Raw genomic sequence first — 23,059 nt, 5'->3', positions numbered from 1 at the left:
ACTAGAGCATGTCAGTGGTTGACGACTCGCCAATACGTACAGCCATGTCTGCAACTGCAGAGCAGGATCTGGGCCCGCTGGCCTGGGTGCTCGATGAAGTGCGCAAGTCGCTGGAGGCAGCGACCAAGGCTGTGAGCCGTTTCATGCGCGATGCGGATGCGGCCCGTTTGTCTGATCTAGAGGAGTTGGATACATCGGCACTGCGCATTGCACGCCAGCAGCTGCATCAGGCCTGTGGTGCTCTGGAGATGGTGGGGGTCACCGCCCCGGCTCAGGTGCTGCGCAGCATGGAAGCTGCGGTCAACCGCTTTGTACAGCGTCCCGAATACTGCACGCAGGAAGCCGCGACCACGCTGGAGCGCACGCACTTTGCGCTGATGGAATTCCTGGAGGCCGTTCTGGCCGGTCAGCAGGTCTCGGCCGTAGCCCTGTTCCCTCAGTACCGTGAGACCCAGGTGCTGGCCGGCAATGACAAGGCCCACCCGGCTGACCTATGGCCTGCCGAGCGCCGTGCACGCGAGCCCCGCTGGACCGGGACCATGCCGGAGCCGCTGGCCTATGGCCCACATGCACGTGCCATGCTGGACGGTGTGGTGCTGCGCATGGTCAAGAGCGACGACCGCGAGGCGGCAGCCCAGATGTGCGAGCTTTGCCGGCGCTTTGCGGCAGCTCAGTCCGAAGATGTGGCGGCGCGCAGTTTCTGGAAAATCGCTGCGGCCTTCTTCGACGGCCTGGCACGTGGACTCATCACTGCCGATATCTACGTCAAGCGCATGGCTTCGCGCGTGCTCATGCAGTACGCCAGCATGGCCAAGGGCGACAGCCTGCCGCCCGCGCGCCTGCTGCAGGACCTGATGTTCTTTTGCGCGCAGGCCAAGCCCCGCGAGCAGGCCGGTGAGAGTCTGAAGGCCGTACACGAGGCCTATGCCATGGAGCAGATGCCGGTGGTGGACTACCACGTGGCGCGCTATGGCCGCTTCGATCCCTCGGTGCTGGTGCAGGCGCGCAAGCGCATTGCGGCCGCCGCCGAGACCTGGTCTGCCGTAGCGGGTGGCGACCGCAGCAAGATCAGATCCATGGCCGAGCAGTTCGGACTGGTGTCCGAGTCGCTGGTCAAGCTGCAGCCTGTCAGTCACGGGCTGGCGCGCGCGCTGATTCGTGTGGCGGAGACGGTGGAACGCATTGGCGAGCCGCCACCAGCCGAGCTGGCCATGGAGGTGGCGACCGCGGTGCTGTATCTGCAGGCCAGCTTCATGACTGCCGGGCATGACGACGAAATACAGGCCGCCCAGTCCAGCGTGCTGGTCCAGCGTCTGGATGCGGCTTTGCATGGCGCGCAGTCCGAGCCGCTGGAAATCTGGATGGAGGAGCTCTACCGTCAGGCCAGCGACCAGCAGACCATGGGGTCGGTGGTTGGAGAGCTGCGCATCACCCTTGGCGAGGCTGAGAAGCAGCTGGATCTGTTCTTTCGCAATCCCGCGGACACCTCGGTGCTGGCCTCGGTACCGGGCCAGATGGCGCAAATGCGTGGTGTGCTGTCGGTGCTGGGATTCGAGCAGGCCGCGACCGCCATGCAGCGCATGCGTGACACCGTCGAGCATCTGATGCTCGGCGAGGTGACGGTCGAGAACCAGCCTCGCATCTTCGAGAAGCTGGGCAGCAGTCTCGGTGCCATGGGCTTTCTCATCGACATGCTCAGCTACCAGCGCAATATGGCGCGCAAGCTGTTCGTCTATGACGAGGAAAAGGACGAACTGCGCATCGTCATGGGTCATAGCCGCAGTCGTGGCCCCGAAGCCTTCCGTCCCACCGTGGATATTCCCATGGATGGCGTACCGTCTTCTGGACAGACTCCGGTCGCTTCGGCTGCCGTGATTGCTGATCCGGTAGTGGAGCCCTCGGTCGCCGCACCGCCACCGCCTGTCGAAGTGAGGCCAGTTCCCGCTGCTGTGGCGAAGCCAGAGCAGCTGCAAGTCAGGCACATCGAGGACGAGGACACCCCGCCGTGGGCAGTGACCGAGCCAGGTGCCTTGCCCGAGTTTGAGGCAGTACCCGCACCAGCCGTGGCAGAGTCGGCCGGCGTGGGCTCCGATGCCCTGGCCGATGCCATGGCTCAGGTGTTTGCGGGCATGCAGTCGGGCAAGCAGGCAACTGACGAGGCGAATGTCGCTCGGGATCTGGCAGCGGCAGTCGCAGCTCCTGCGGGCGTGCCTGCGGCTGCTACGGTGCCGGCAGCCGAACTGAGCACTGTAGATCTGGACGGCGACGATGAGCTTCTGTCCATCTTCCTGGAGGAAGCCCGCGAAGTCGTGGATAACGGCTTGCAGGCCCTCAAGGTTTTGGAGGACGAACCCGGCAATCTGAGCGAGCAGACCACGCTGCGCCGTGCATTCCACACGCTCAAAGGCAGCTCGCGCATGGTGGGGCTGGATGAGTTTGGTGAAGCCGGCTGGGCCATGGAGCAGATGCTCAATGCATGGCTGGCAGAGCAGCGACCCATGCCGCAGGCCATGCAGCAGCTGGCTCAGGACGCCCTGAAGGCCTTTGCCGTCTGGGCACAGGATATCGAAAACCAGCAGGCGCAGAACTGGTCGGCCACGGCCTTCCGTGCCGCTGCAGACGCCATGCGTCTGCAGGGCGAGCGTGCCGAGGTGGCCCTGGTTCCGCGTCGCGGCGAGCGGGCCCAGCGCCTGGAGTCGGCCGAGGCGGCCGCCGCTGCGGATGCATCCGTGCTGGAGCTGCCTGTAGCGCCCGAGCCGATCGCCGAGCTGCACTGGCCACTGGAGCCACAGACCGTGGCCGCAGAGCCCGTATTTGCGATGCCGGAACTGGATATTCCAGACGACCTGCTGCATCAGCTTCAGGCACCTGATGCGCTTGAAGCGTCCGCATTGCCTGCTCTGGAGTCGGCGGCAGGGTCTGAGCCGGAGCGGATGGAGGACGCAGGGGAGGTTCAGCCTTCGCTGCAGGAAATCACTGCGGCAGAAGAGGTGCAGGAGCTGGATTTTGCCGCCTTCGAAGCGGCCATGCGTGAAAGCGAGCAGGCTGCCATAGACATGCAGACTGCCGTGGAGCCCCCCGCCATGGACGCAGCTACCGGGGTGCCGGCCGCTGTGGAGATGGCGCTCGAGCTGCCGTCTGCAGAGGCTGCGATCGAGCTGGAGGCCATTGAAGCCTTGCTGGATGGCGTGCCCGAGCCAGTCATGGCCGAAGAACCCGCTCAGCTGCCGGAGCCCGAAGTCTCGGCGGTTGAGCCGGTGCTCGAACAGACCGAACAGACAGGTGAGCCGGACGACGGCGGCTATCGCAATATAGACGGGCTGCGCATCAGTGCAGCGCTGTACAACGTCTATCTCAACGAAGCAGACGAGTGGTCAGAGCGACTGGGTGAGGTGTTGCAGCAGTGGTCGCAAGAGCCGGCTGCCGTCATTCCCGACGACGCAATCGCGCTGGCGCATTCCCTGGCAGGCAGCTCCGGCACCGTGGGCTTCAAGGCCTTGTCGGAGCTGGCGCGTTTGCTCGAGCATGCACTGCTGCATCTGCAGCCTCAGGGCTATGCCGGCGCGCTGCAGATTCAGCAATGCGTGACCGCATCCGATGAAGTGCGCCGCTTGCTGCATCAGTTTGCGGCAGGCTTCCTCAAGGACGCTTTACCCGCTGTCGAAGACGCGCTGCGTGAAATCCTGAATACTCCGATCGATGCCGGTGCAGCAGCTGAAACTGCCGATCTCGAGCTGTCCGATCTGGCCGAGCTGGATGAGGCAGAGTGGCCCGAGGTGCAGGCGCTGCTGCCGCCTGCAGATCCCAAGGACTTGCCGCTGGACTTTGCTGCCGAGCTTTCGCAGGACGGGGCCTTGCCCGAGCTTGCGGGTGATGGACCCAAGGATGTGGCCGAGGAAGACGTGGGAGCATCGGCAGCCGACCCGTTGCTGGATGCCGTGGTGAAAGCCGCGGATCAGGCACCGTATTCCATGGTGCCTGCCGCGGGCAGCGTGGAGCATGAGGCCGAGCTGCAGCGCCGCATCGATGAAGCCATTGCTTTGGCGGTGCATGCCGGTGACGACGAAGACGATATCGATGTGCTCGATCAGGTCGATGCCGACCTATTTCCCATTTTCGAGGAAGAGGCCATCGACCTGCTGCCCAAGCTCGGTGCTGCACTGCGCCGCTGGCATGGGCGACCGACGCTGGATGAGGCTCGCAACGAAGCCCTGCGCGCTTTGCACACCATCAAGGGCAGTGCCCGCCTGGCGGGTGCCATGCGCATGGGTGAGATGGCCCACCGCCTGGAGTCGGCGGTGGAGCGTATTGACCAGGAGCATCCCGCAGCCGAAGCGATCGAGCCGCTGCTGAGCAGCTTTGACGCTTTGCAAGCCAGCTTCGATGTGCTGCGCATGGCCGGTGAGCAGGAGTCCGAGCAGCCACTGGCTCAACTGGACGATCTTCTTGCTCAGGCGCCTCTGCATCTGAGCGCGGCGGAGTCTGCTGTAGAGCAAGCAGCGGAAGCTCAAGCCGGAGAAAAGACTGCCGCAGATTTTGAGCAGGCCATTGAGCTGCCGGCTCCGGTGGTGCCGCGTCCTGCGTCGCAGCAGACCGTGCGTGTGCGGGCGCAGCTGCTGGACCGTTTGATTTCCCAGACCGGTGAAGTGCTGATTGCCCGTTCGCGTGTCGATGCGCGGCTGTCGCAGGCGCGTTCGGCGCTCAATGACTTGACGGGCAACCTGGAGCGCCTGCGCACGCAGCTGCGCGACATCGAGGTGCAGGCCGAAAGTCAGATGCAGTCGCGCCTGGCCCTGTCCAAGGACACGGCAGCCGGTTTCGATCCGCTGGAGTTCGACCGTTTCACCCGCGTGCAGGAACTCACGCGCATGATGGCCGAATCGGTCAACGACGTGGCCACCGTGCAGCGCAATCTGCAGCGGGATCTGGCCGCTGCCGAAGACGATCTGGTGGCCCAGGGCCGGCAGGCACGTGATCTGCAGCGAGATCTGCTGCGCACGCGCATGGTGGAGTTCGACTCCTTTGCCGAGCGTCTGTACGCCGTGGTGCGCCAGACGTCCAAGGAAATGGGCAAGCAGGTGCGCCTGAACATCCTGGGCGGCACCATCGAAATGGACCGCGGCATGCTGGAGCGCATGATGCCGGCCTTCGAGCATCTGCTGCGCAACTGCGTGGCTCATGGCATCGAATCGCCCGAGCGGCGCCAGGAGCTGGGCAAGCCGGCTGTCGGCACCATCGAGATCGTGCTGAGTCAGGAGCGCAACGACGTGGCGCTGTCCGTGGAAGACGACGGGGCCGGTCTGGACCTGGAGCGGATTCGCGCCAAGGCCATCAGCCTCAAGCTGTGGACCGACGAGCGTCCCATGACGCTGGAAGACGCGGGGCGCCTGATTTTCGAGCCGGGCTTCAGCACGGCCGCCGAGGTGACGGGTGTTGCCGGCCGCGGCATCGGCATGGATGTGGTGCGTTCCGAAGTGAATGCTCTGGGCGGTCGTATCGAAACCCATACCGAGCCAGGCCGTGGCAGCGCCTTCCGGCTGGTTGTGCCGTTGACCACGGCCGTGACCCAGGTGGTGATGCTGCGCATGGGCGCCGTGTCCATGGGCGTGCCCGCCAACCTGGTGGAAATCGTGCGTCGCGTGCCCGTCGATGTGCTGGAGGAGAGCTACCGCAAGCAGGAGTTCCAGGACGGCAGCGAAGTCATGCCTTTCTATTGGGCCGGCGCGCTGTGGCAAACCTCGCTGCGCAGCGAAGAAAACCTCGGTCGCACGCGCCCCGTGGTGATAGCTCGCAGTGCCTCGCAGCGTGTGGCGCTGCATGTGGACGAAGTGCTGGGCAACCAGGAAGTGGTGATCAAGAACCTGGGGCCGCAGCTGTCGCGTCTGCCCGGTCTTACCGGCATGTCCGTGCTGCCCTCGGGGGCCGTGGTGCAGATCTACAACCCGGTGGCGCTGGCCAACGTCCATGGCGAGCAGGTGCGAGCCATGCTGGCCAGGGCCGAGCAGGCCGCAGCCGATGGCGAACTGCAGGCTCACTCAGGCGGTGCCGATCTGCTGGGCGCCGAGGCTGCGCAGACCACGGTGCCACTGGTGCTGGTGGTGGATGACTCCATCACCGTGCGCCGCGTCACCCAGCGTCTGCTGCAGCGCGAAGGCTACCGTGTCACGCTGGCCGCTGACGGCCTGCAAGCCATGGAGCGTCTGCAGGACGAGCGCCCGACCCTGGTGCTGTCGGACATCGAAATGCCGCGCATGGACGGCTTCGATCTGTTGCGCAATATCCGCGCCGATCAGACGCTCGAAGGCATGCCGGTGGTCATGATCACTTCGCGCATTGCCCAGAAGCATCGCGAAATGGCCCGCGACCTGGGAGCCAATCACTACCTGGGCAAGCCTTATTCCGATGAGGAACTGCTGGGGCTGATCCAGCATTACGCCTTGCAGCGCAGCGGCCCCGCGCCTGAGCGCAGCCCGCTCGGCGGGTTTGCGGCCGAGGAGTCAGGAGTGGCTGTCGAATAAGGTTTGCTCCTCATAACAGAGCGGCTTGCGCTGATCCGAATTGCATTTCAGATTGATATTGATCTGAAATACATGAAGGACGTGCGCAAGCCGCTTCTTTTTTTGAGTGACAGCCTATTGGACGGCTGGCAGCCGAGTACACCCGGATGTGGGGCTCCGCAGGGCCAGGAGCCAGGAAAGCTCAAGCTTCTTTCTGGAGGATTCCGTAGCGCGCCAGGGTTTTCTCCCGCGCCGCCGCATGATCCACGACGGGCAAGGGATAGTCGCGCCCCAGTGCGATGCCTGCTTCGGCCAGTTCCAGCGGCTTGGCCAGCCAGGGGGCATGCCGCAGCTTGGCCGGCAAGGGCGTCAGCTCGGGGACGTAGCGCACGATGAACTTGCCGTCCGGATCGAACTTCTCGCTCTGGGTCACCGGGTTGAAGATGCGGAACCAGGGCTGGGCATCGCAGCCCGTGGAGGCCGCCCATTGCCAGCCGCCGTTATTGGCCGCCAGATCGAAGTCATTGAGCTTTTCGGCGAAATAGGCTTCGCCCCGGCGCCAGTCCAGACCCAGGTCCTTGACCAGAAAGCTGGCCGTGACCATGCGCAGCCGGTTGTGCATATAGCCGCTGGAATTGAGCTGGCGCATGGCGGCATCGACCAGCGGGTAGCCGGTGCGGCCTTCGCACCAGGCGGCAAAGAGGGGGTCGGCCTCGGCTCCCGTCTCCCATTCGATGGCGTCATACGCCGGCTTGAAGCTGCGCTCCACCACATAAGGCTGGTGGGCCAGGATCTGGAAGTAGAAGTCGCGCCAGATCAGCTCGCTGAGCCAGGTGGCCGCCCCTTCGCGTGCCGCGGCAGACCAGTCCTCGTTGTGGGCCGCCTCATGGGCGAGGCGGGCCAGCTCGCGTATCGACACGGTGCCGAAGCGCAGATGGACGCTGAGATAGCTGGGCCCCTTGAGGGCCGGAAAGTCGCGTGCCGTCTTGTACTGCGGCAGGCGCGGCAGAAAATCGGCCAGCAGCTGGCGCGCGCCGCTGACGCCGGTGGGCAGGCGCAGGCCGGCCAGCGTGTCCGGGGCAAAGCCCAGATCCGCAGCCGTGGGAATCGGGCGGCGCTCGCTGTCCGGCAGATCGGCCAGCTTGCTCACCAGATCGCGCTCGCTGGGGTAGGCCGAGAGATAGAACGGTGTGATTTTCCGCAGCCAGGCGTTCTTGTAGGGCGTGAAGACCGAAAATGGCGACAGGCTCTGGGTCAGTAACTCGTCGCACGCAAAGATGCGGTGGTCCTTGAAGCGCAGCAGCAACTGCCCCTGGCTCTTGAGGCTGCGCGCCACCTGGGCGTCGCGGGCGATGGCCGCAGGCTCGTCGTCGTCGTTGCAGAAGACTGCGCCCGCGCCCAGCTGCCGGGCCAGGGCCGGGATGATGTCCTGGGGCAGGCCGCGCCGCGTGATCAGCCCTGTCTGCGGGCGTCCTGCGGCCTCGCGCAGGGCGGCATCCAGCTCGGTCAGACTCTGGCAGATGAACTCCACGCGGCGGTCGGCGCGGGGCAGGGCGGCAAGAATGCTGTCGTCGAAGACAAAGACGCAATACAGCTTTTCACATTGCTGCAATGCATGATAAAGGGCCGCGTTATCGGCCAGACGCAGGTCGCGCCGCAGCCAGATCAAGCCCACAGGGTAAGAAGGAGTCATGGATCGCCAGTAAAATCGCTGCATGTCTGCAGAATCTGCGCCTATCAACTTGACGCACCACTTCCTGATTGCCATGCCCGGCCTGGAAGATGAGTCGTTTTCGCGCAGCGTTGTCTACCTGTGCGAGCATAGCGAGCGTGGCGCGCTCGGTCTGATTATCAACAAGCCCTCCAAGCTCAGCCTGCAAGGCCTGCTGCAAAAAGTGGATTTGGGTCTCAAGCGCGATGATTTGCGCGACCAGCAGGTCTTTACCGGTGGCCCGGTGCAGACCGATCGCGGCTTTGTGCTGCATGAGCCCATGGTCATCGAAGGCGCACCCGAGAACGAATCGGCCTATGCCTCGACCATGACCATTCCAGGCGGTCTGGAGATGACCACGTCCAAGGATGTGCTCGAAGCCCTGTCGGACGGTGCCGGCCCCAGGCGCGTGCTGGTCACGCTGGGCTATTCCTCCTGGGATGAAGGCCAGCTCGAATCCGAGATCGGCGAAAACGCCTGGCTGACCGTGGAAGCCGACCCCGAGGTGATCTTCAGCACCCCGGTGGACGAGCGCTATGACCGCGCTCTGGGCCTGCTGGGTCTGCAGCGCTGGATGTTGTCCCCAGAGTCGGGTCGCGCATGAACGATATTTCCTCTTCCAACAAGGCCGCCGATGCGGCCTTTTCCTCGACTTTTTCCTCGGCCGAAAATGCGGCTGCCAGGCCTGCAGCAGCGCCCGCACCGCAAAAGCCGGAGGTTCCGGCCCATTTCCAGCAGTTCCTGGGCTTTGACTTCGGCATCAAGCGCACGGGTTGCGCCTCGGGCAACCGCGTGCTGGGCGGCGCCAACCCGCTGCCCACCATCAAGGCCGAAGCGGCGGATGCACGCCTGGCCGCGGTGGAAAAGCTGATCCGCGAGTGGCAGCCCAATGCCCTGGTGATAGGCGTGCCCTACCACCCCGATGGCGCGGCGCACGAGAACACGGCCCGGGCCCTGAAATTCGGCCGCCAGCTCAGAAGTCGCTTCAAGCTGCCGGTGTACGAGGTGGACGAACGCTACAGCACGACCGAAGCCCTGGCGGGTGGCGCACGCGACGCCGACGCGGCTTCGGCCTGCATCATTCTTGAACAGTTTTTGAGGAGTCTCCCATGAGTGAAACCATTGCAGGTCAGGGCAGCCTGATCCTGGACGCCGAAGCCCTGTATAGCGAGCTGCTGCGCGGCGTGCAGCGCATCATGGGCCCCAATACCCGTCTGGCGGGCATCACCTCGGGCGGTGCCTGGCTGGTCGAGCGCCTGCACAAGGATCTGAACCTCAAGGGCAAGCCCAGCGTGCTGTCTTCCTCGCTGCACCGCGACGATTTTGCCCAGCGCGGCATGGCTTCCAGCGCCCAGACCCAGATCGCCTTCGATGTGAACGGCGCCGATGTGCTGGTGCTCGACGATGTGCTCTACACCGGCCGCACCGTGCGCGCCGTGCTCAACGAACTCTATGACTACGGCCGTCCCGCCAGCGTGCGACTGGCCGTCCTGGTGGACCGGGGAGGGCGCGAGCTGCCCATCCAGGCCGACTTTGCCGCAGCGCGCGTGGCGCTGCCGGCCGACCGTTCCCTGGCGCTGGCGCGCGACGAGAGCGGTGTTTTCCACTTCCGCATTCAAGAGGCCTGATCGTGCTGTACAAGCGCAACCCCCAACTCAACAAGAACGGCGAGCTGATCCACCTGCTCTCCACCGAAGGCCTGTCCAAGGACATCCTGACCCAGATTCTCGACACGGCCAGCAACTTCGTCAGCGTCAACGACCGTGAAGTCAAGAAGGTGCCTCTGCTGCGTGGCAAGAGCGTGTTCAATCTGTTCTTCGAGAACAGCACGCGTACCCGCACCACCTTCGAGATTGCGGCCAAGCGCCTGTCGGCCGACGTCTTCAACCTGGACATCGCGCGCAGCTCGGCCAGCAAGGGCGAGACCCTGCTGGACACCATCGACAACCTCTCGGCCATGGCGGCCGACATCTTTGTCGTGCGCCACAGCGAGTCGGGCGCTCCCTATCTGATCGCCAAACATGTGGCGCCCCATGTGCATGTGGTCAATGCCGGCGACGGCCGCCATGCCCACCCCACCCAGGGTCTGCTGGACATGTACACCATCCGCCACTACAAGCAGGATTTCTCCAATCTGCGCGTGGCCATCGTGGGCGACGTGCTGCACTCGCGCGTGGCGCGCTCGGACATCCACGCCCTGACCACACTCGGCGCTGCCGAGGTGCGCGTGGTCGGCCCGCGTACCCTGGTGCCCTCGGACATGGCCAGCATGGGTGTGCGCGTCTTCCACAATCTGGAGGAAGGCATCAAGGACTGCGACGTCATCATCATGCTGCGTCTGCAGAACGAGCGCATGAGTGGCGCGCTGCTGCCTTCGAGCCAGGAATACTTCAAGAGCTTCGGCCTGACCGAAAAGCGCCTGGAGCTGGCCAAGCCCGATGCCATCGTCATGCACCCCGGCCCCATCAACCGCGGCGTGGAGATCGACTCCGCCGTGGTGGATGGCCCGCAGGCCGTGATCCTGTCGCAGGTGACCTTCGGTATCGCCGTGCGCATGGCGGTCATGTCGATCGTCGCGGGTAACGAAGCCTGATGGAACATCAGGCCATCCCCCTGAGCGGCTGGGCCGCTTCCCCCTTCTCTCGCAGCGCTGCTGCGGGAAGGGGGACGACGCCCTCGCCGCGAGGCGGCTCTTGCTTGGCGTCTCATGCGACAGCGGGCCGGTACACAGGGCAGGGTGGCATTGGGTTCAATATGTTTTTTGTAGCTTCTAGCGCTTGTGTGGCAAGGGCTAGCAGCCAATTTGGTGCCAAACCATGAAGATTCTGATTCGCAATGGCCGGGTGATGGACCCGGCACGAGGTTTCGACCAGCAGGCCGATATCGCCATCGATGGCAGCATGATCGCCGCCATTGGCACGGTGCCCGAAGGTTTTGTGGCCGAGCGTGAAATCGACGCCTCCGGCCAGTGGGTGCTGCCCGGTCTGGTGGACCTGGCCGTGCGCCTGCGCGAGCCCGGTCACGAGCATGAAGGCATGCTGCAGTCCGAGATGGCGGCTGCCGTGGCCGGTGGCGTGACCAGCCTGGTCTGCCCGCCCGATACCGAACCCGTGCTCGACGAGCAGGGTCTGGTGGAAATGCTCAAGTTCCGTGCCGAGAAGCAGCACAAGTCGCGTTTGTTCCCCATGGGCGCGCTGACCGTGGGACTCAAGGGTGAAACGCTGACCGAGATGGCCGAGCTGACCGAGTCCGGCTGCGTGGCCTTCGGCCAGGCGGATGTGCCGCTGTCCAGCATCACCACGCTGAGCCGTGCACTGAGCTATGCCAACACCTTTGGCTATGCCGTGTGGCTGCGCCCGCAGGACAAGGATCTGGGCAGGGGCGTGGCCGCCAGCGGCGCGCTGGCCACCCGCATGGGTCTGGCCGGGGTGTCCGTGGCGGCAGAGACGATTGCGCTGCACACCATCTTCGAGCTGATCCGTGGTTCGCAGACCCGGGTTCACCTGTGCCGCATCTCCAGCGCCGCCGGCGTGGAGCTGGTGCGCCGAGCCAAGGCCGAAGGCCTGAACGTGACCGCCGACGTGTCCATCAACTCGCTGCTGCTGACCGAGAACGACATCGGCTACTTCGACAGCAGCGCCCGTGTGGTGCCCGTGCTGCGCCAGCAGCGCGACCGCGATGCGCTATCTGCTGCACTGGCGGACGGCACCATCGATGCGCTGGTTTCCGATCACTGCCCGGTGGACGAAGACGCCAAGGTGCTGCCTTTTGCCGAAGCCGAACCCGGTGCGACCGGCGTGGAGCTGCTGCTGTCCATTGCCGTGAAGTGGAGCCGCGACTACAAGGTGCCGCTGAACCGCGCACTGGCTGTCGTGACTTCGGCTCCCGTGGCCGTGTTGGGTAGCGCCCTGGGCGAGCAGCAGTCCCTGCTGGGGCAGCTCAAGGTGGGCGGCGTGGCAGATCTGTGCATCGTCGACCCCGAGGCGGAGTGGACGGTCGATCCCAAGGCGCTGCAAAGCCAGGGCAAGAGCACGCCATTCAACGGCTATGAACTGCCTGCGCGCGTGGTAACGACTATCGTTGACGGCGCTGTCGCTTATCAACGATAGGCTCCCCCTGAGCGGCTTTGCCGCTTCCCCCTCTCTCGATGCGTTGCATCGGGAGGGGGACGACACCCTCGGTGCGCGGCGGCGCTTCCTCGGTGCCTCTGACTTTGCATTGCGCCAGTCTTAGGCGCTTGCCGGTTTCAAGTTGCAGCAACTGAGTCACAACGAGCCGCTACACTGTTTGAGAATCATGGCAAACGGCTTGCACAAAATCAAAACCGGCTCGCGTGCGGTATGGCGCGGACTGCGTCTGCTGGCCCATGTGGCCAAGGGCGCCTGGATCGTGGCGTTTCGCTTTCCGCAGCTGCACTACCTGCAGCAGCACGAGCATGTGCAGGCCTGGGCTGCAACGCTGCTGCTGCGCGCCGGGGTGCAACTGCAGGTCAAGGGCCTGCCGCCAGCCAAAGGACCGGTGCTGATGGTCAGCAACCATATCTCCTGGCTCGATATTCCGCTGCTGCACGCGGCGCGCCATTGCCGCTTCATCTCCAAATCCGACGTCAAGGGCTGGCCCATCATCGGCACGCTGGCGACGGCAGCGGGCACGCTCTACATCCAGCGCAGCTCGCGCCGCGATGCGGTGCGCATGGTAGGTGCCATGGAAGAGGCCTTCAAGCGCGGCGAAATCCTTGCCGTCTTTCCCGAAGGAACGACGGGCGATGGACGCAGCCTGCTCTCGTTTCACTCAAATCTGCTCGAAGCCGCCGTGCAATGCGATGCGCCGGTACAGCCCGTGGGGCTGCGCTTTGTCGATGGCAAGACAGGCAGCACCAGCTATGCCGCAACCTATGTCGGGGATGAGACCTTGCTGGGCTCCATCTGGCGCGTGCTTTGTTCGGAGCAGCTGATTGCCGTGGTGCACTATGGCGAGGCGCAGAGCGCACAAGGGCGCGACCGCCGTGCCTGGGCCAAGGACTTGCACACCGAGGTGGACAGGCTGCGCCAGAACTAGGCGCTGTGCCGGCGCTTTGCGCGTCCAGTCAAACCCTGTAGGCTGCGCGCATGCACGCCAGAGTTTTGCGCTATCTCGATGAAGTGGTTCGCCGCGGCTCCATCCGCAAGGCGGCCGAGCACCTGCATGTGGCTCCCACGGCCGTGAACCGGCAGATTCTCGATCTGGAGGCCGAGCTGGGAGCGCCGCTGTTCGACCGCATCCACAATCGCCTGCGTCTGACGCCCCTGGGTGAGATGGTGCTGACCCATGTGCGAAGCACCTTGCGCGAACATGCAGCGCTGCGCGAGCGCATTGCCGACTTCAAGGGCATGCGGCGTGGCGAGATCACTGTGGCGGCGACATCGGGCCTGGCGGGCTCCTTGCTGCCATCGCTGGTGCATGACTTTCGCAGCAGCCATCCGGGGATGGTCGTGCGTGTCATCGACCTGCCAACGCAGGCCATTGTGTCTGCCGTGGAGGCCGGAGAGGTGGACCTGGGCCTTGCCTACGATCTCACGCCCAGACCCGGTTTGCGCATGCTGGCGGCCAGCGAATGGCAGATCGGAGCCGTCCTGCCGGTCAAGCACCCGCTGGCCCAGCATTCGTCGCTGCTGCTCAGCGAATGCGTGGGTCATCCGCTGATTCTGCCGGCACCGGCCCTGACCATACGCAGTCTGCTCAACGAAGCCTTCGCGCGCAGTGCCATCGAGGTGACGCCGGTGGCCGAGTCCACCTCCATGGCCTTGATACAGCGCCTGGTCATGCTGGGCGAGGGCATTGCCTTGCTCAACGCTCTGGATGTACTGGAGGAGCTGGATCGCGGCTCGCTGAGCTTCGTGCCTCTGCGCGATGCGCATCTGCAGCGCCAGACCCTGATGCTGTTCGTGCGCAAGGGCGCGGAGCTGAGTGCCGCTGCCGAGCTCATGGCGGCAAGCATCGAATCCGCGCTGGCGCGGCTCTACGCCAGAAAACACTGATTCACTGTCCACATTTTGTGGACATGCTTGGCTGAATTCAGCGCTATCGCGCGCTGGGGTGCCTCTCTAGACTTGCGCTTCTTGTTTAGAGAGGAAGAAACCCATGACCCTGATTGCCCTGAATGCCGACGTACTGGTCACCATGGATGCGCAACGCCGCGAGATCAAGGACGGTGCGCTGGTGGCGGACGGCCCGGCCCTGCTGTGGGTGGGGGCAACGGCCGAGCTGCCGGCGCAATACCGCCGCATGGCCGACGAGGGCCAGGCGCGCGTGCTGGACATGCGCGGCAAGGTCGTGACGCCGGGCCTGGTCAACACCCACCACCACATGTACCAGAGCCTGACGCGTGCCGTGCCGGCCGCCCAGGATGCCGAGCTGTTCTCGTGGCTGCAGAACCTCTACATGCTGTGGTCGCATCTGACGCCCGAGATGATCCATGTCTCGACCCAGACCGCCATGGCCGAGCTCATGCTGTCGGGTTGCACCACCACCAGCGACCACCTGTACCTGTTTCCCAATGGCTCGCGCCTGGACGATTCCATTGCGGCTGCGCAGCAGATGGGCATGCGCTTTCACGCCGCGCGCGGCTCCATGAGCCTGGGCCGCAGCAAGGGCGGCCTGCCACCCGATGTGGTGGTGGAGGAGGAAGAGGCCATCTTGCGCGACAGCCTGCGCCTGATCCAGCAATACCACGACGGCTCGCGCCACTCCATGCTGCGCGTGGTTCTGGCCCCATGTTCGCCGTTCTCGGTGACGCGTGATCTGATGCGCGAATCGGCGGTGCTTGCGCGTGCGCACGGCGTCTCGCTGCACACCCATCTGGCCGAGAACGACAACGACGTGGCCTTCTCGCGCGAGAAGTTCGGCCTGACCCCGGCGCAATACGCCGAGGACCTGGGCTGGGTGGGGCGCGACGTCTGGCATGCGCATTGCGTCAAGCTCGATCCCGAAGGCATTGCGCTGTTTGCGCGCACCGGCACCGGTGTGGCGCACTGTCCATGCTCCAACATGCGCCTGGCATCGGGCATCGCACCCATCCGCAGCATGCGCGATGCCGGCGTGTCCGTGGCCCTGGGGGTGGACGGCAGCGCATCGAACGACGGTGCCCACATGCTGGGCGAGGCGCGCCAGGCCATGCTGCTGCAGCGCGTGGGCTACGGCCCGGCGGCCATGAGTGCCCGAGAGGCGCTGGAGATCGCCACGCTGGGCGGTGCGCGCGTACTCAACCGCGATGACATCGGCGCACTGGCTCCGGGCATGTCTGCCGACTTCGTGGCCTTCGACATGGAAGACGTCGGCTATGCGGGTGCCGGCCACGACCCCGTGGCAGCGCTGGTGTTCTGCACGCCGGCCAATGTGTCCAGCAGCGTCATCAACGGGCGTGTGGTGGTCGAGGACGGGCGTCTGCTGACCGCCGACCTGCCCGTGGTGCTGGGCCAGCACCGCCATCTTGCGCGCAGCCTGTTCGAGCGAGCCGCAGCAGGACATTGAGACTTTTCGGTGACGGCCATCGTGGGTCCATTGCGATGGCCGGACATCGGTGTGAGAGAGATTCCAAGCCTTTGTGGCACTGGAAGGAAAGTGGGCTCGGGACTGGTGTCAGGTGACTTGGAGTGCCAGAAATTCTTTCTCGATGCTGGACAAGCTATACGGCGCCGCGCATGGGCTGTATCGGCAACGGCATATGAGAGCTCCCGGTTGCGTGCTTAGTCTTGTGGCCTTCGCGGGGAAGCCTATTCCCCGGCGATTGCATACCTAAAAAACAGGAGACAAGACCATGGAAAAGCTGCTTTACGGGGTGGAAGACCGTCCGCCCAGCCTCATCACCACCACGCTGCTTTCGCTGCAGCATCTGCTCGCCGCGCTGGGCGGCATCATCGCCGTGCCGCTGGTGTTCGGCGGTGCGCTCAAGCTGCCGGCCGACCAGATCGTGGCCCTGGTCAATGCGGCGCTGCTGGGCTCGGGCATCGTCACCATCATCCAGTGCCGTGGCGTAGGACCTGTCGGCATACGCCTGCCCTGCGTGATGGGTACCAGTTTTGCCTTTGTCGGCGCGGGCATCAGCGTGGGACTGGAGCATGGTGTGCCCGGCATCCTGGGCTCTTCGCTCGTGGGCTCGCTGGTGATGATCGTCGGCAGCTTCTTCATGCCTGTGATCCGTCGCTTCTTTCCGCATACCGTGACCAGCGTGGTTGTGACCATGATCGGGCTGTCGCTCACGCCCGTCGCCGTGGACTGGGCCGCAGGCGGTGTGGGCAGCGGCAGCTATGGCGCCGTGGGTAATCTGGCGATTGCGGGCTTTGTGCTGGCGCTGGTGATCGGCTTTGTGCAATGGGGCAAGGGCGTGATCTCGGCATCGGCCGTGGTTCTGGGCATTGCCTGCGGCTATCTGCTGTGCCTGGCCCTGGGCTTGATCGATTTCACCCAGGTGCGTGAGGCGCCGATCTTCGCGATTCCCCAGCCGCTGCATTTCGGCATGAGCTTTCCGGTATCGGGCATCGTTGCCATGTCCATTGCCTTTCTCGTGACCATTGTCGAGACCACGGGTACTTTCATGGCCCTGGGGGCGGCAACACAGACGCCGATCCGTGGCAAGCGCCTGTCCAGCGGCATGCTCTGCGACGGCGTGGGTTCGGCCTTTGCCGCCTTGATGTCGAGTCCTCCGGTCTCCACTTTCGCGCAGAACGTGGGCGTGGTTTCGCTCACCGGCGTGGCCAGCCGCCATGTGGTGATGCTGACCGGCGTGATGCTGTTGCTGGCCGGTCTGTTTCCGGTGCTGGGAGCGCTGGTCGTGACGATTCCCCAGCCAGTGCTCGGCGGTGCGGGCCTGATGATGTTTGCCATGATCATCCTGGCGGGCATCCGCATGCTCAGCGGCGCAGAGCAGACGCGTCGCAGCGGCCTGATCATTGCAGTCTCGCTGGGCTGCGGTCTGGCCGTGACGGTGCGCCCCGATCTGCTCTCCAAGATGCCTGCCTTTGTGCGCGAGGTGTTCGGCTCGGGTATTACCGTGGGGGCGCTGGTGGCCGTGGGCCTGAATCTGCTGCTGCCGGGGCGTGAGTTTGATGCCCACGAGGAAGAGCTGGAGTCCGCAACGGCAGCCCCGGTTGCAACCAGTTCCGCCGCAGCCTGAAGCGCAGGCCCTGGGCGCTTAAAGCGTCATCTTGCTGTCGATGATGACCTTGCGCCAGCGCGCGAGGTCCTTGACGATGAGGTCGGCAAAGACCTTGGGCGTGCTGGGCATGGGCTGGGCGCCTTCGCTTTGCAGACGCTCGAGGATGGCGGGGCTTCGGAGCGAGGCATTGATCTGCTGATTGATCCTGGCGACCACGTCGGCGGGCATATTGGCAGGACCGACCACGCCATACCATTGGTCGGCCTCAAAGCCGGGCAAGCCTGCTTCGGCCACGGTAGGCACATTGGGTAGTGCAGGGATGCGCTGAGGTGATGAAACGGCAATGGCCTTGATCTGGCCGGAGCGAATTTGGGCCAGCACGGCAGGGATGCCGGTGAACAAGGCCTGAACCTGACCTGCCACCAGGTCATTGACGGCCGGTGCCGTGCCCTTGTAGGGCACATGCTGCATCTTCAGCCCGGCTTGCAGGCTCAGATAGGCCATGGTCATATGCGCGGCACTGCCGTTGCCCCCCGAGCTGAAATTCACTGCGCCCGGGTTGGCCTTGGCGTAGCTGATGAACGATGCCAGATCATTGACCGGCAGCGATGGATGCACGACCAGCACGTTGGGCACACGCGCCACCCAGGCCAGAGGCGTAAAGCTCTTGATAGGGTCGTAAGGCAGCTTGGGGTAGAGCGTGGGTGTAACGGCCAGCGTGCCGACATGACCCATGAGCAGTGTGTAGCCATCGGCACTGGCCTTTGCCACGCGGTCCGCGCCAATGCTGCCGCCTGCGCCGGCGACGTTTTCCGGCACCACGCTCTGGCCCCAGGCAGTCGTCAGCTCATGACCTATGGCGCGACCCAGAATGTCGGCGGAGCCGCCGGGCGTGAACGGAATGACCATGCGTATGGCCTTGCTGGGGTACTTCGAGTCCTGTGCCAGAGCAGTACCGGTCAGACTGCCCAAGGTGGTAGCCGCAGCCCATTGGCTCCATTGGCGACGGTTCAGAGTGAAGGGTTCACGTGCGGTGAAAGCGGGCATATTGTCTCCTCATGATGTTTTGCAGACAGTCTATGAGATGGCGCTCTGCCTGGCTCTGGCGCAGCCGGCATAGCTGCTATGCAGTGACTGCCTGCCAAGCCTTGGACAGGTACAGGCTCGCTACACTGCAGTCATGACTACAAGTACAGACACCCCCGTGAATCGCCCTGACATCACCATTTTTCACAACAGCCGCTGCAGCAATTCGCGCGGCGCGCTGGCGCTGCTGCGCGAGCATGGTATCGAGCCCAATATCGTCGATTACATCGCCACGCCGCTGACGGCGCCAGAGTTGGCAGAGCTGGTGGCACACCTGGGCGTTTCGGTGCGTGACTTGCTGCGTACCAAGGAAGCTCAGTTCAAGGAACTGGGTCTGGACAACGCAGCGGTCAGTGATGTCCAGCTGATTCAGGCCGTGGCTGCGCATCCGGTGCTGCTCAATCGACCCATTGTGGTCACTCCCAAGGGGGCCAAGCTTTGTCGCCCGCCGGAGCTGGTGCTGGAGCTGATCTGAGCGAGGTGGGTTGCAGATTGAAAATGGCCTGAACTCCTTGAGCTGCCGATGCAAGCAGATTCTGGTTCAGGCGCATTGGTGAATACCGCAAGCGTCTAAGTCTCGCCTAAGTGTGGACGTTCAAACTTCCCTTCAACGACACCGATCCGGTGCTTTTTTGAAAGGATGACCATGAACACAATTCTCTCCACACCCCGCCGATTGGTCATGGCCCTGGTGGCCGCTGGTGCGATCGGCGCACTGGGCGCCACCGGCGCCAGCCTGGTGGGAACCCGCAGCGCTGCCCAGGCGCAGGTGACGCAATCTGCGGCGGTTGCGCAACCCGCAGCCCTTAACCTGCCTGCGGTAAATGCTCCCAATTTTGCAGATATCACGGCGCGCAACGGCGCGGCCGTGGTCAATATCAGCGTGGTGGGCTCCTCTCGCGCCATGAGCGACGATGAAGGCGACCAGACCAGCGAACGTCAGCCACAGGGTCAGGGCATCAGCCCCGATGACCCCTTCCTTGAATTCTTCCGCCAGTTCGGCTTTCCTGGAATGCCGGGCGGGCAGGGCATGGGACCACGTGCGCAGCAGCCTGATACACCCATGCGCGGCCAAGGCTCGGGCTTTATCGTCTCCAGCGACGGCGTGATTCTGACCAATGCCCATGTGGTGCATGGCGCCAAGGAAGTGACGGTCAAGCTCAACGACCGTCGCGAGTTCAGGGCCAAGGTGCTGGGAGCCGACCCCAAGACCGATGTGGCGGTACTCAAGATTGACGCTGCCGGGCTGCCCACGGTCAAGCTGGGCCAGACCAGCCAGCTGCGTGTGGGCGACTGGGTGTTGGCGATCGGCTCGCCCTTCGGCTTTGAGAACAGCGTGACGGCTGGCGTGGTGAGTGCCAAGGGACGTTCTCTGCCCGATGATTCCTTTGTTCCCTTCCTGCAGACGGATGTGGCGATCAACCCCGGAAACTCTGGTGGCCCGCTGTTCAACGCACAGGGCGAGGTCGTGGGCATCAACAGCCAGATCTACACCCGCTCGGGCGGGTATCAAGGGGTGTCGTTTGCGATTCCCATCGAACTGGCAACCCGTGTGCAACAGCAGATTCAGGCAACGGGCAAGGCCCAGCATGCCAAGCTGGGTGTGAGTGTGCAGGAGGTCAATCAGGCCTTTGCCGATTCCTTCAAGCTGGATAGGCCCGAAGGTGCATTGGTGGCCAGTGTCGAAAAGAATGGCCCTGCTGCCAAGGCCGGACTGGAACCAGGCGATGTGGTGCGCAAGGTGGATGGCAAACCCGTTGTTGGTTCGGGCGATCTGCCGGCCTTTATCGGCCAGGCCTTGCCGGGGCAGAAGGTAACGCTGGAAGTCTGGCGCAAGGGTGAATCCCAGACTCTGAGTGCGACCCTTGGCGATGCCAGTGACAAGGCTGCGAAGGTGGCCAAGTCCTCTCCGGACGCTGACAAGGGAAAGCTGGGGCTGGCTTTGCGCCCCCTGCAGCCTGAGGAAAAAAAGCAGATTGGTGTGGACTCCGGCCTGCTGGTGGCTCAGGCCAGCGGTCCGGCAGCAGCAGCAGGTATCAGCCAGGGAGACGTGCTGCTGTCCATCAATGGCGCACCTGCCGGAAATATCGATGAGGTGCGGGCCGCAGTCGCCAAAGCGGACAAGACCGTGGCCGTGCTGATCTGGCGCGATGGCAACAAAATCTTTGTGCCGGTGCGCCTGGGTTGAGTTGATCCCTTGCCGTATGAAAGACCGCATCCTTAGGGGGGCGGTTTTTTCTTCCCTGCTTTTATTGATTTAAAACAAAAAATATCTGAATAAATGAATATTTGATGGATTTCCACATGATGTTGTCATGTTTCCAGAGGTAACGAGTTTCTAGAGATGTAATGCCATAGACTGCCGGGCCAAAGCATTCATTCGTCTTTTTGACGCCGTGTGGTGGCGATTCGGCGTGACCGCAAATACATCGTGACGGCCCTCGGAGCAGGCGCTGCGAGGGGAGGATTTTTTGGATCAGCAACACAGTCTGCAGGTGCAAGGCCTGGGCGCTTCATATGGTCCACGCGTGGTTTTGGCCGAAGTGGATTTCACACTTCCGCAATCAGGCGTAACCGCATTGCTGGGTCCTGCGGGTACAGGAAAATCCACGCTGCTGCGCACGCTGGCCGGACTGAACGCGGTCAATCCGCGTTTTCGCAGCTGGGGGCAGGTGGTCTATGCCGCTCAGCCATTGCACATGCCTTTGAGCGCCGACGGCGTGCAGGCCTTGCCGCGCCTGGTACAGCAGCATGCCCGGCTTATGCGCGCCAGTACCCTGGATGCTCTGATCGAGAAAGCACGTCGGACCGAGCACCGTGCGCCACTGGAGTGGCGTCGGTGGGTGACTGAACAGCTGCAGCACTATGGCTTTGCCGAGCTGGCCCAGGCTCTGGACAAGTCCACCATGCTGTTGAGCGCGGTGCAGCAACGCGCCGTAGCCATTCTGCGCGAGGCCTGGGCCCGGCCTGCGGTGTTGATGGTGGATGAGCCCACGGCCGACCTGGAAGGCTATGAGGCATTTTTGTTGCTGGACTTGATCAAGCAGATCGGCCAGCAGTGCAGTGTGCTGCTCGTCACGCACCATCAGCAGCATGCCCAGGCTGCTGCCCAGCAGATGATGTTGCTCGCAGGTGGTCATATTCAGGAAGCTGCAGCAATGGCGGTGTTCACTCTGCGGCCGCTCAGTGCCGCCGGTCAGCAATTCCTGCGTACCGGCAGCTGCGCTGTCCCCATGCCGGGTACCCCTTTGAATGAGCTGGCCGACGATGTATTGCCGCCACCTCCCTTGCCTGTCGCAGCCTTGGCGGCCATTGCCGAATTTTCCGACCTGCCGGCATCTTCGGCAGCAGTGAGTGAGGCCGTTGCTCCCTTCAAATTGGAACCCGTGCTGCCTGTGCCAACGTCGGTCTCTGCGCCTGCACTGCCGCAAGCGGCAGCGGTCGCGGCATCTGGCCTGTCCTCTGCAACCCGCCACCAGCCTCGCATCGTGAATGCGGCTGTGCTGATGGAAATGCAGCCACTGCTGGCTGCTGAAAATGCCATGCCAGCCAGCCGCGGCCCGAACGGATTTTCCTGGCTGGTGCCAGGAAGGCTGGCAGGTACGCCCTGGCCGGGCGTGGTGCACGACATGGACGCCGATCTCAAGGCCTTGAGCCGCTGCGGCGTCACCATGCTGATCACTCTGACGGAAAAGGACTTCCCGCAGGATGCCTTGGCCCGCAATGGGCTCAAGAACTTTCACCTGCCGGTCTATGACCACGAGCCACCGACAGTGGCACAGATGCAGATGCTGCTGGCACGCATGTCGGTCGCCCTGCGCCGTGGAGAGGTGCTTGCCGTGCACTGTCTTGCAGGATTGGGCCGTACCGGAACCGTGCTTGCCGCCTGGCTGGTGCGCGAGGGCCTGACTGCCGAAGAGGCGCTGCGCCGTGTGCGATTGATTGACGCTCAGTATGTGCAATCCGAGGCACAGGAAGCGCTTCTTTATGAATTCGAAAACGCATTGCTGCAAAAGATGGCGTGATGTTTTCAAGACCACCAAAGCATGGGCGCTGCGGACTGCAAACGGCCATGACGCAAAAGATTAGCAATAGGAAAGTGAGAGCGTAATGAGTTTGGATACTGTGTTGACGCAGGCCGTGGCTTCGGTCCCCGAGTGCTTGGCCGCTGGTTATGTGGATGCTGCTTCGGGCATGTTGCTGTCGATCCGTACCGTGGATTCCCATCCGCGTGAGGTGATTGATCTGGTGGCGGCTGCTACGGCCGACCTGTTCAACGGCCCCAATGTCTCCATGATCGAGACCATGTTCAAGCGTTCGCGCGGCCTCAGCGATGATGGTCACCACTATTTTCAGGAAATCATCGTCAACAGTGACAACCTGATTCACGTCTTTCTGCGTAGCAAGGCAGTGCCCGACTATGTGGCAGTCTTTGTCTGCCGCCGTACCGCCAACCTGGGCATGGCATTGACCAAGGCACGTATGGCGATGCCGGGCATCGAAGCTGCGGTGTAACCGGAGGCCCTTCATGTGAGGTGGCGGCTTGCCCGCTTGGGGTGGAGCTGCCTCGCTTGCCGCCTTGCGGGCATGCAGTCTGCGTGCGATGCATCCTTTGTTTCTGGTGCTGGGCAT

Annotated in this window: 16 protein-coding genes; 14 read left to right on the top strand and 2 right to left on the bottom strand. The window is 63.7% G+C overall.

All coding sequences use genetic code 11. The features are described 5' to 3' along the window. The first annotated feature begins 8 nt into the window (after window positions 1–8). A complete protein-coding gene (locus CSE6_RS13390) occupies window positions 9–6,518 on the top strand; it encodes an Hpt domain-containing protein (protein ID WP_059440722.1) in 6,510 nt (2,169 codons plus the stop codon). 181 nt (window positions 6,519–6,699) lie between these two features. Here CSE6_RS13390 and CSE6_RS13385 read toward each other — a convergent pair whose 3' ends face one another. Further along, window positions 6,700–8,190 carry a deoxyribodipyrimidine photo-lyase gene (locus CSE6_RS13385; protein WP_059440756.1) on the bottom strand — a complete coding sequence of 497 codons (1,491 nt, stop codon included), beginning with the start codon at window positions 8,188–8,190 and terminating at the stop codon, window positions 6,700–6,702. Between the two features lie 22 nt (window positions 8,191–8,212). Between CSE6_RS13385 and CSE6_RS13380 the strand changes: the two genes are divergently transcribed. From CSE6_RS13380 to CSE6_RS13335, 9 genes are all read left to right on the top strand, one after another. Further along, window positions 8,213–8,812: a YqgE/AlgH family protein gene (locus CSE6_RS13380; protein ID WP_003071169.1), complete on the top strand. Its 600-nt coding sequence runs from the start codon at window positions 8,213–8,215 to the stop codon at window positions 8,810–8,812. After that, window positions 8,809–9,321: a Holliday junction resolvase RuvX gene (gene ruvX, locus CSE6_RS13375; RefSeq protein WP_034396455.1), complete on the top strand. Its 513-nt coding sequence runs from the start codon at window positions 8,809–8,811 to the stop codon at window positions 9,319–9,321. Before CSE6_RS13380 ends, ruvX begins: the two co-directional genes overlap by 4 nt. After that, complete coding sequence (gene pyrR, locus CSE6_RS13370; protein WP_034366447.1) at window positions 9,318–9,836, top strand: bifunctional pyr operon transcriptional regulator/uracil phosphoribosyltransferase PyrR; 519 nt, start codon at window positions 9,318–9,320, stop codon at window positions 9,834–9,836. The genes ruvX and pyrR overlap by 4 nt, the downstream gene beginning before the upstream one ends. A 2-nt stretch (window positions 9,837–9,838) precedes the next feature. Next, window positions 9,839–10,801, top strand: coding sequence for an aspartate carbamoyltransferase catalytic subunit (locus CSE6_RS13365; protein ID WP_003051536.1), 963 nt, complete (start codon window positions 9,839–9,841; stop codon window positions 10,799–10,801). A gap of 223 nt (window positions 10,802–11,024) precedes the next feature. Then, complete coding sequence (locus CSE6_RS13355; RefSeq protein ID WP_034404864.1) at window positions 11,025–12,317, top strand: dihydroorotase; 1,293 nt, start codon at window positions 11,025–11,027, stop codon at window positions 12,315–12,317. Between the two features lie 187 nt (window positions 12,318–12,504). Beyond that, a complete protein-coding gene (locus tag CSE6_RS13350) occupies window positions 12,505–13,266 on the top strand; it encodes a 1-acyl-sn-glycerol-3-phosphate acyltransferase (RefSeq protein WP_003071175.1) in 762 nt (253 codons plus the stop codon). A 50-nt stretch (window positions 13,267–13,316) separates the two neighbouring features. Then, on the top strand, window positions 13,317–14,225 hold the full coding sequence (locus CSE6_RS13345) for a LysR family transcriptional regulator (RefSeq protein WP_034396450.1): 909 nt from the start codon (window positions 13,317–13,319) through the stop codon (window positions 14,223–14,225). Between the two features lie 103 nt (window positions 14,226–14,328). Next, a complete protein-coding gene (locus tag CSE6_RS13340) occupies window positions 14,329–15,717 on the top strand; it encodes an 8-oxoguanine deaminase (protein WP_003071180.1) in 1,389 nt (462 codons plus the stop codon). Window positions 15,718–16,003: 286 nt separating this feature from the next. Next, window positions 16,004–17,359 (top strand): uracil-xanthine permease family protein, encoded by a 1,356-nt coding sequence (locus CSE6_RS13335; RefSeq protein WP_003071182.1) that lies wholly within the window; start codon window positions 16,004–16,006, stop codon window positions 17,357–17,359. Between the two features lie 18 nt (window positions 17,360–17,377). On the opposite strand, the gene CSE6_RS13330 is transcribed toward CSE6_RS13335, so the two are convergent. After that, window positions 17,378–18,388, bottom strand: a complete 1,011-nt coding sequence (locus CSE6_RS13330) for a tripartite tricarboxylate transporter substrate binding protein (RefSeq protein ID WP_003071183.1) — start codon at window positions 18,386–18,388, stop codon at window positions 17,378–17,380. A gap of 133 nt (window positions 18,389–18,521) precedes the next feature. Here CSE6_RS13330 and arsC point away from each other — a divergent pair, with 133 nt between their 5' ends. The 4 genes from arsC to CSE6_RS13310 all read left to right on the top strand — a co-directional run bounded on the left by arsC (window position 18,522) and on the right by CSE6_RS13310 (window position 22,942). Beyond that, entirely contained in the window at window positions 18,522–18,902 is a 381-nt protein-coding gene (arsC, locus tag CSE6_RS13325) for an arsenate reductase (glutaredoxin) (RefSeq protein WP_046461788.1), read from the top strand. Between the two features lie 171 nt (window positions 18,903–19,073). Next, window positions 19,074–20,615 carry a Do family serine endopeptidase gene (locus CSE6_RS13320; RefSeq protein WP_059440755.1) on the top strand — a complete coding sequence of 514 codons (1,542 nt, stop codon included), beginning with the start codon at window positions 19,074–19,076 and terminating at the stop codon, window positions 20,613–20,615. Between the two features lie 283 nt (window positions 20,616–20,898). Next, window positions 20,899–22,452, top strand: a complete 1,554-nt coding sequence (locus tag CSE6_RS13315) for an ATP-binding cassette domain-containing protein (protein WP_059440721.1) — start codon at window positions 20,899–20,901, stop codon at window positions 22,450–22,452. Between the two features lie 85 nt (window positions 22,453–22,537). Further along, window positions 22,538–22,942 (top strand): hypothetical protein, encoded by a 405-nt coding sequence (locus CSE6_RS13310; RefSeq protein WP_012839717.1) that lies wholly within the window; start codon window positions 22,538–22,540, stop codon window positions 22,940–22,942. Window positions 22,943–23,059: the final 117 nt, after the last annotated feature.

The sequence above is a fragment of the Comamonas sp. E6 genome (assembly GCF_001010305.1).
Classification (GTDB): Bacteria; Pseudomonadota; Gammaproteobacteria; order Burkholderiales; family Burkholderiaceae_C; genus Comamonas; species Comamonas thiooxydans.
Note: the sequence above shows the minus strand (reverse complement) of the source record. Positions and strands in the feature narration are given on the sequence as shown.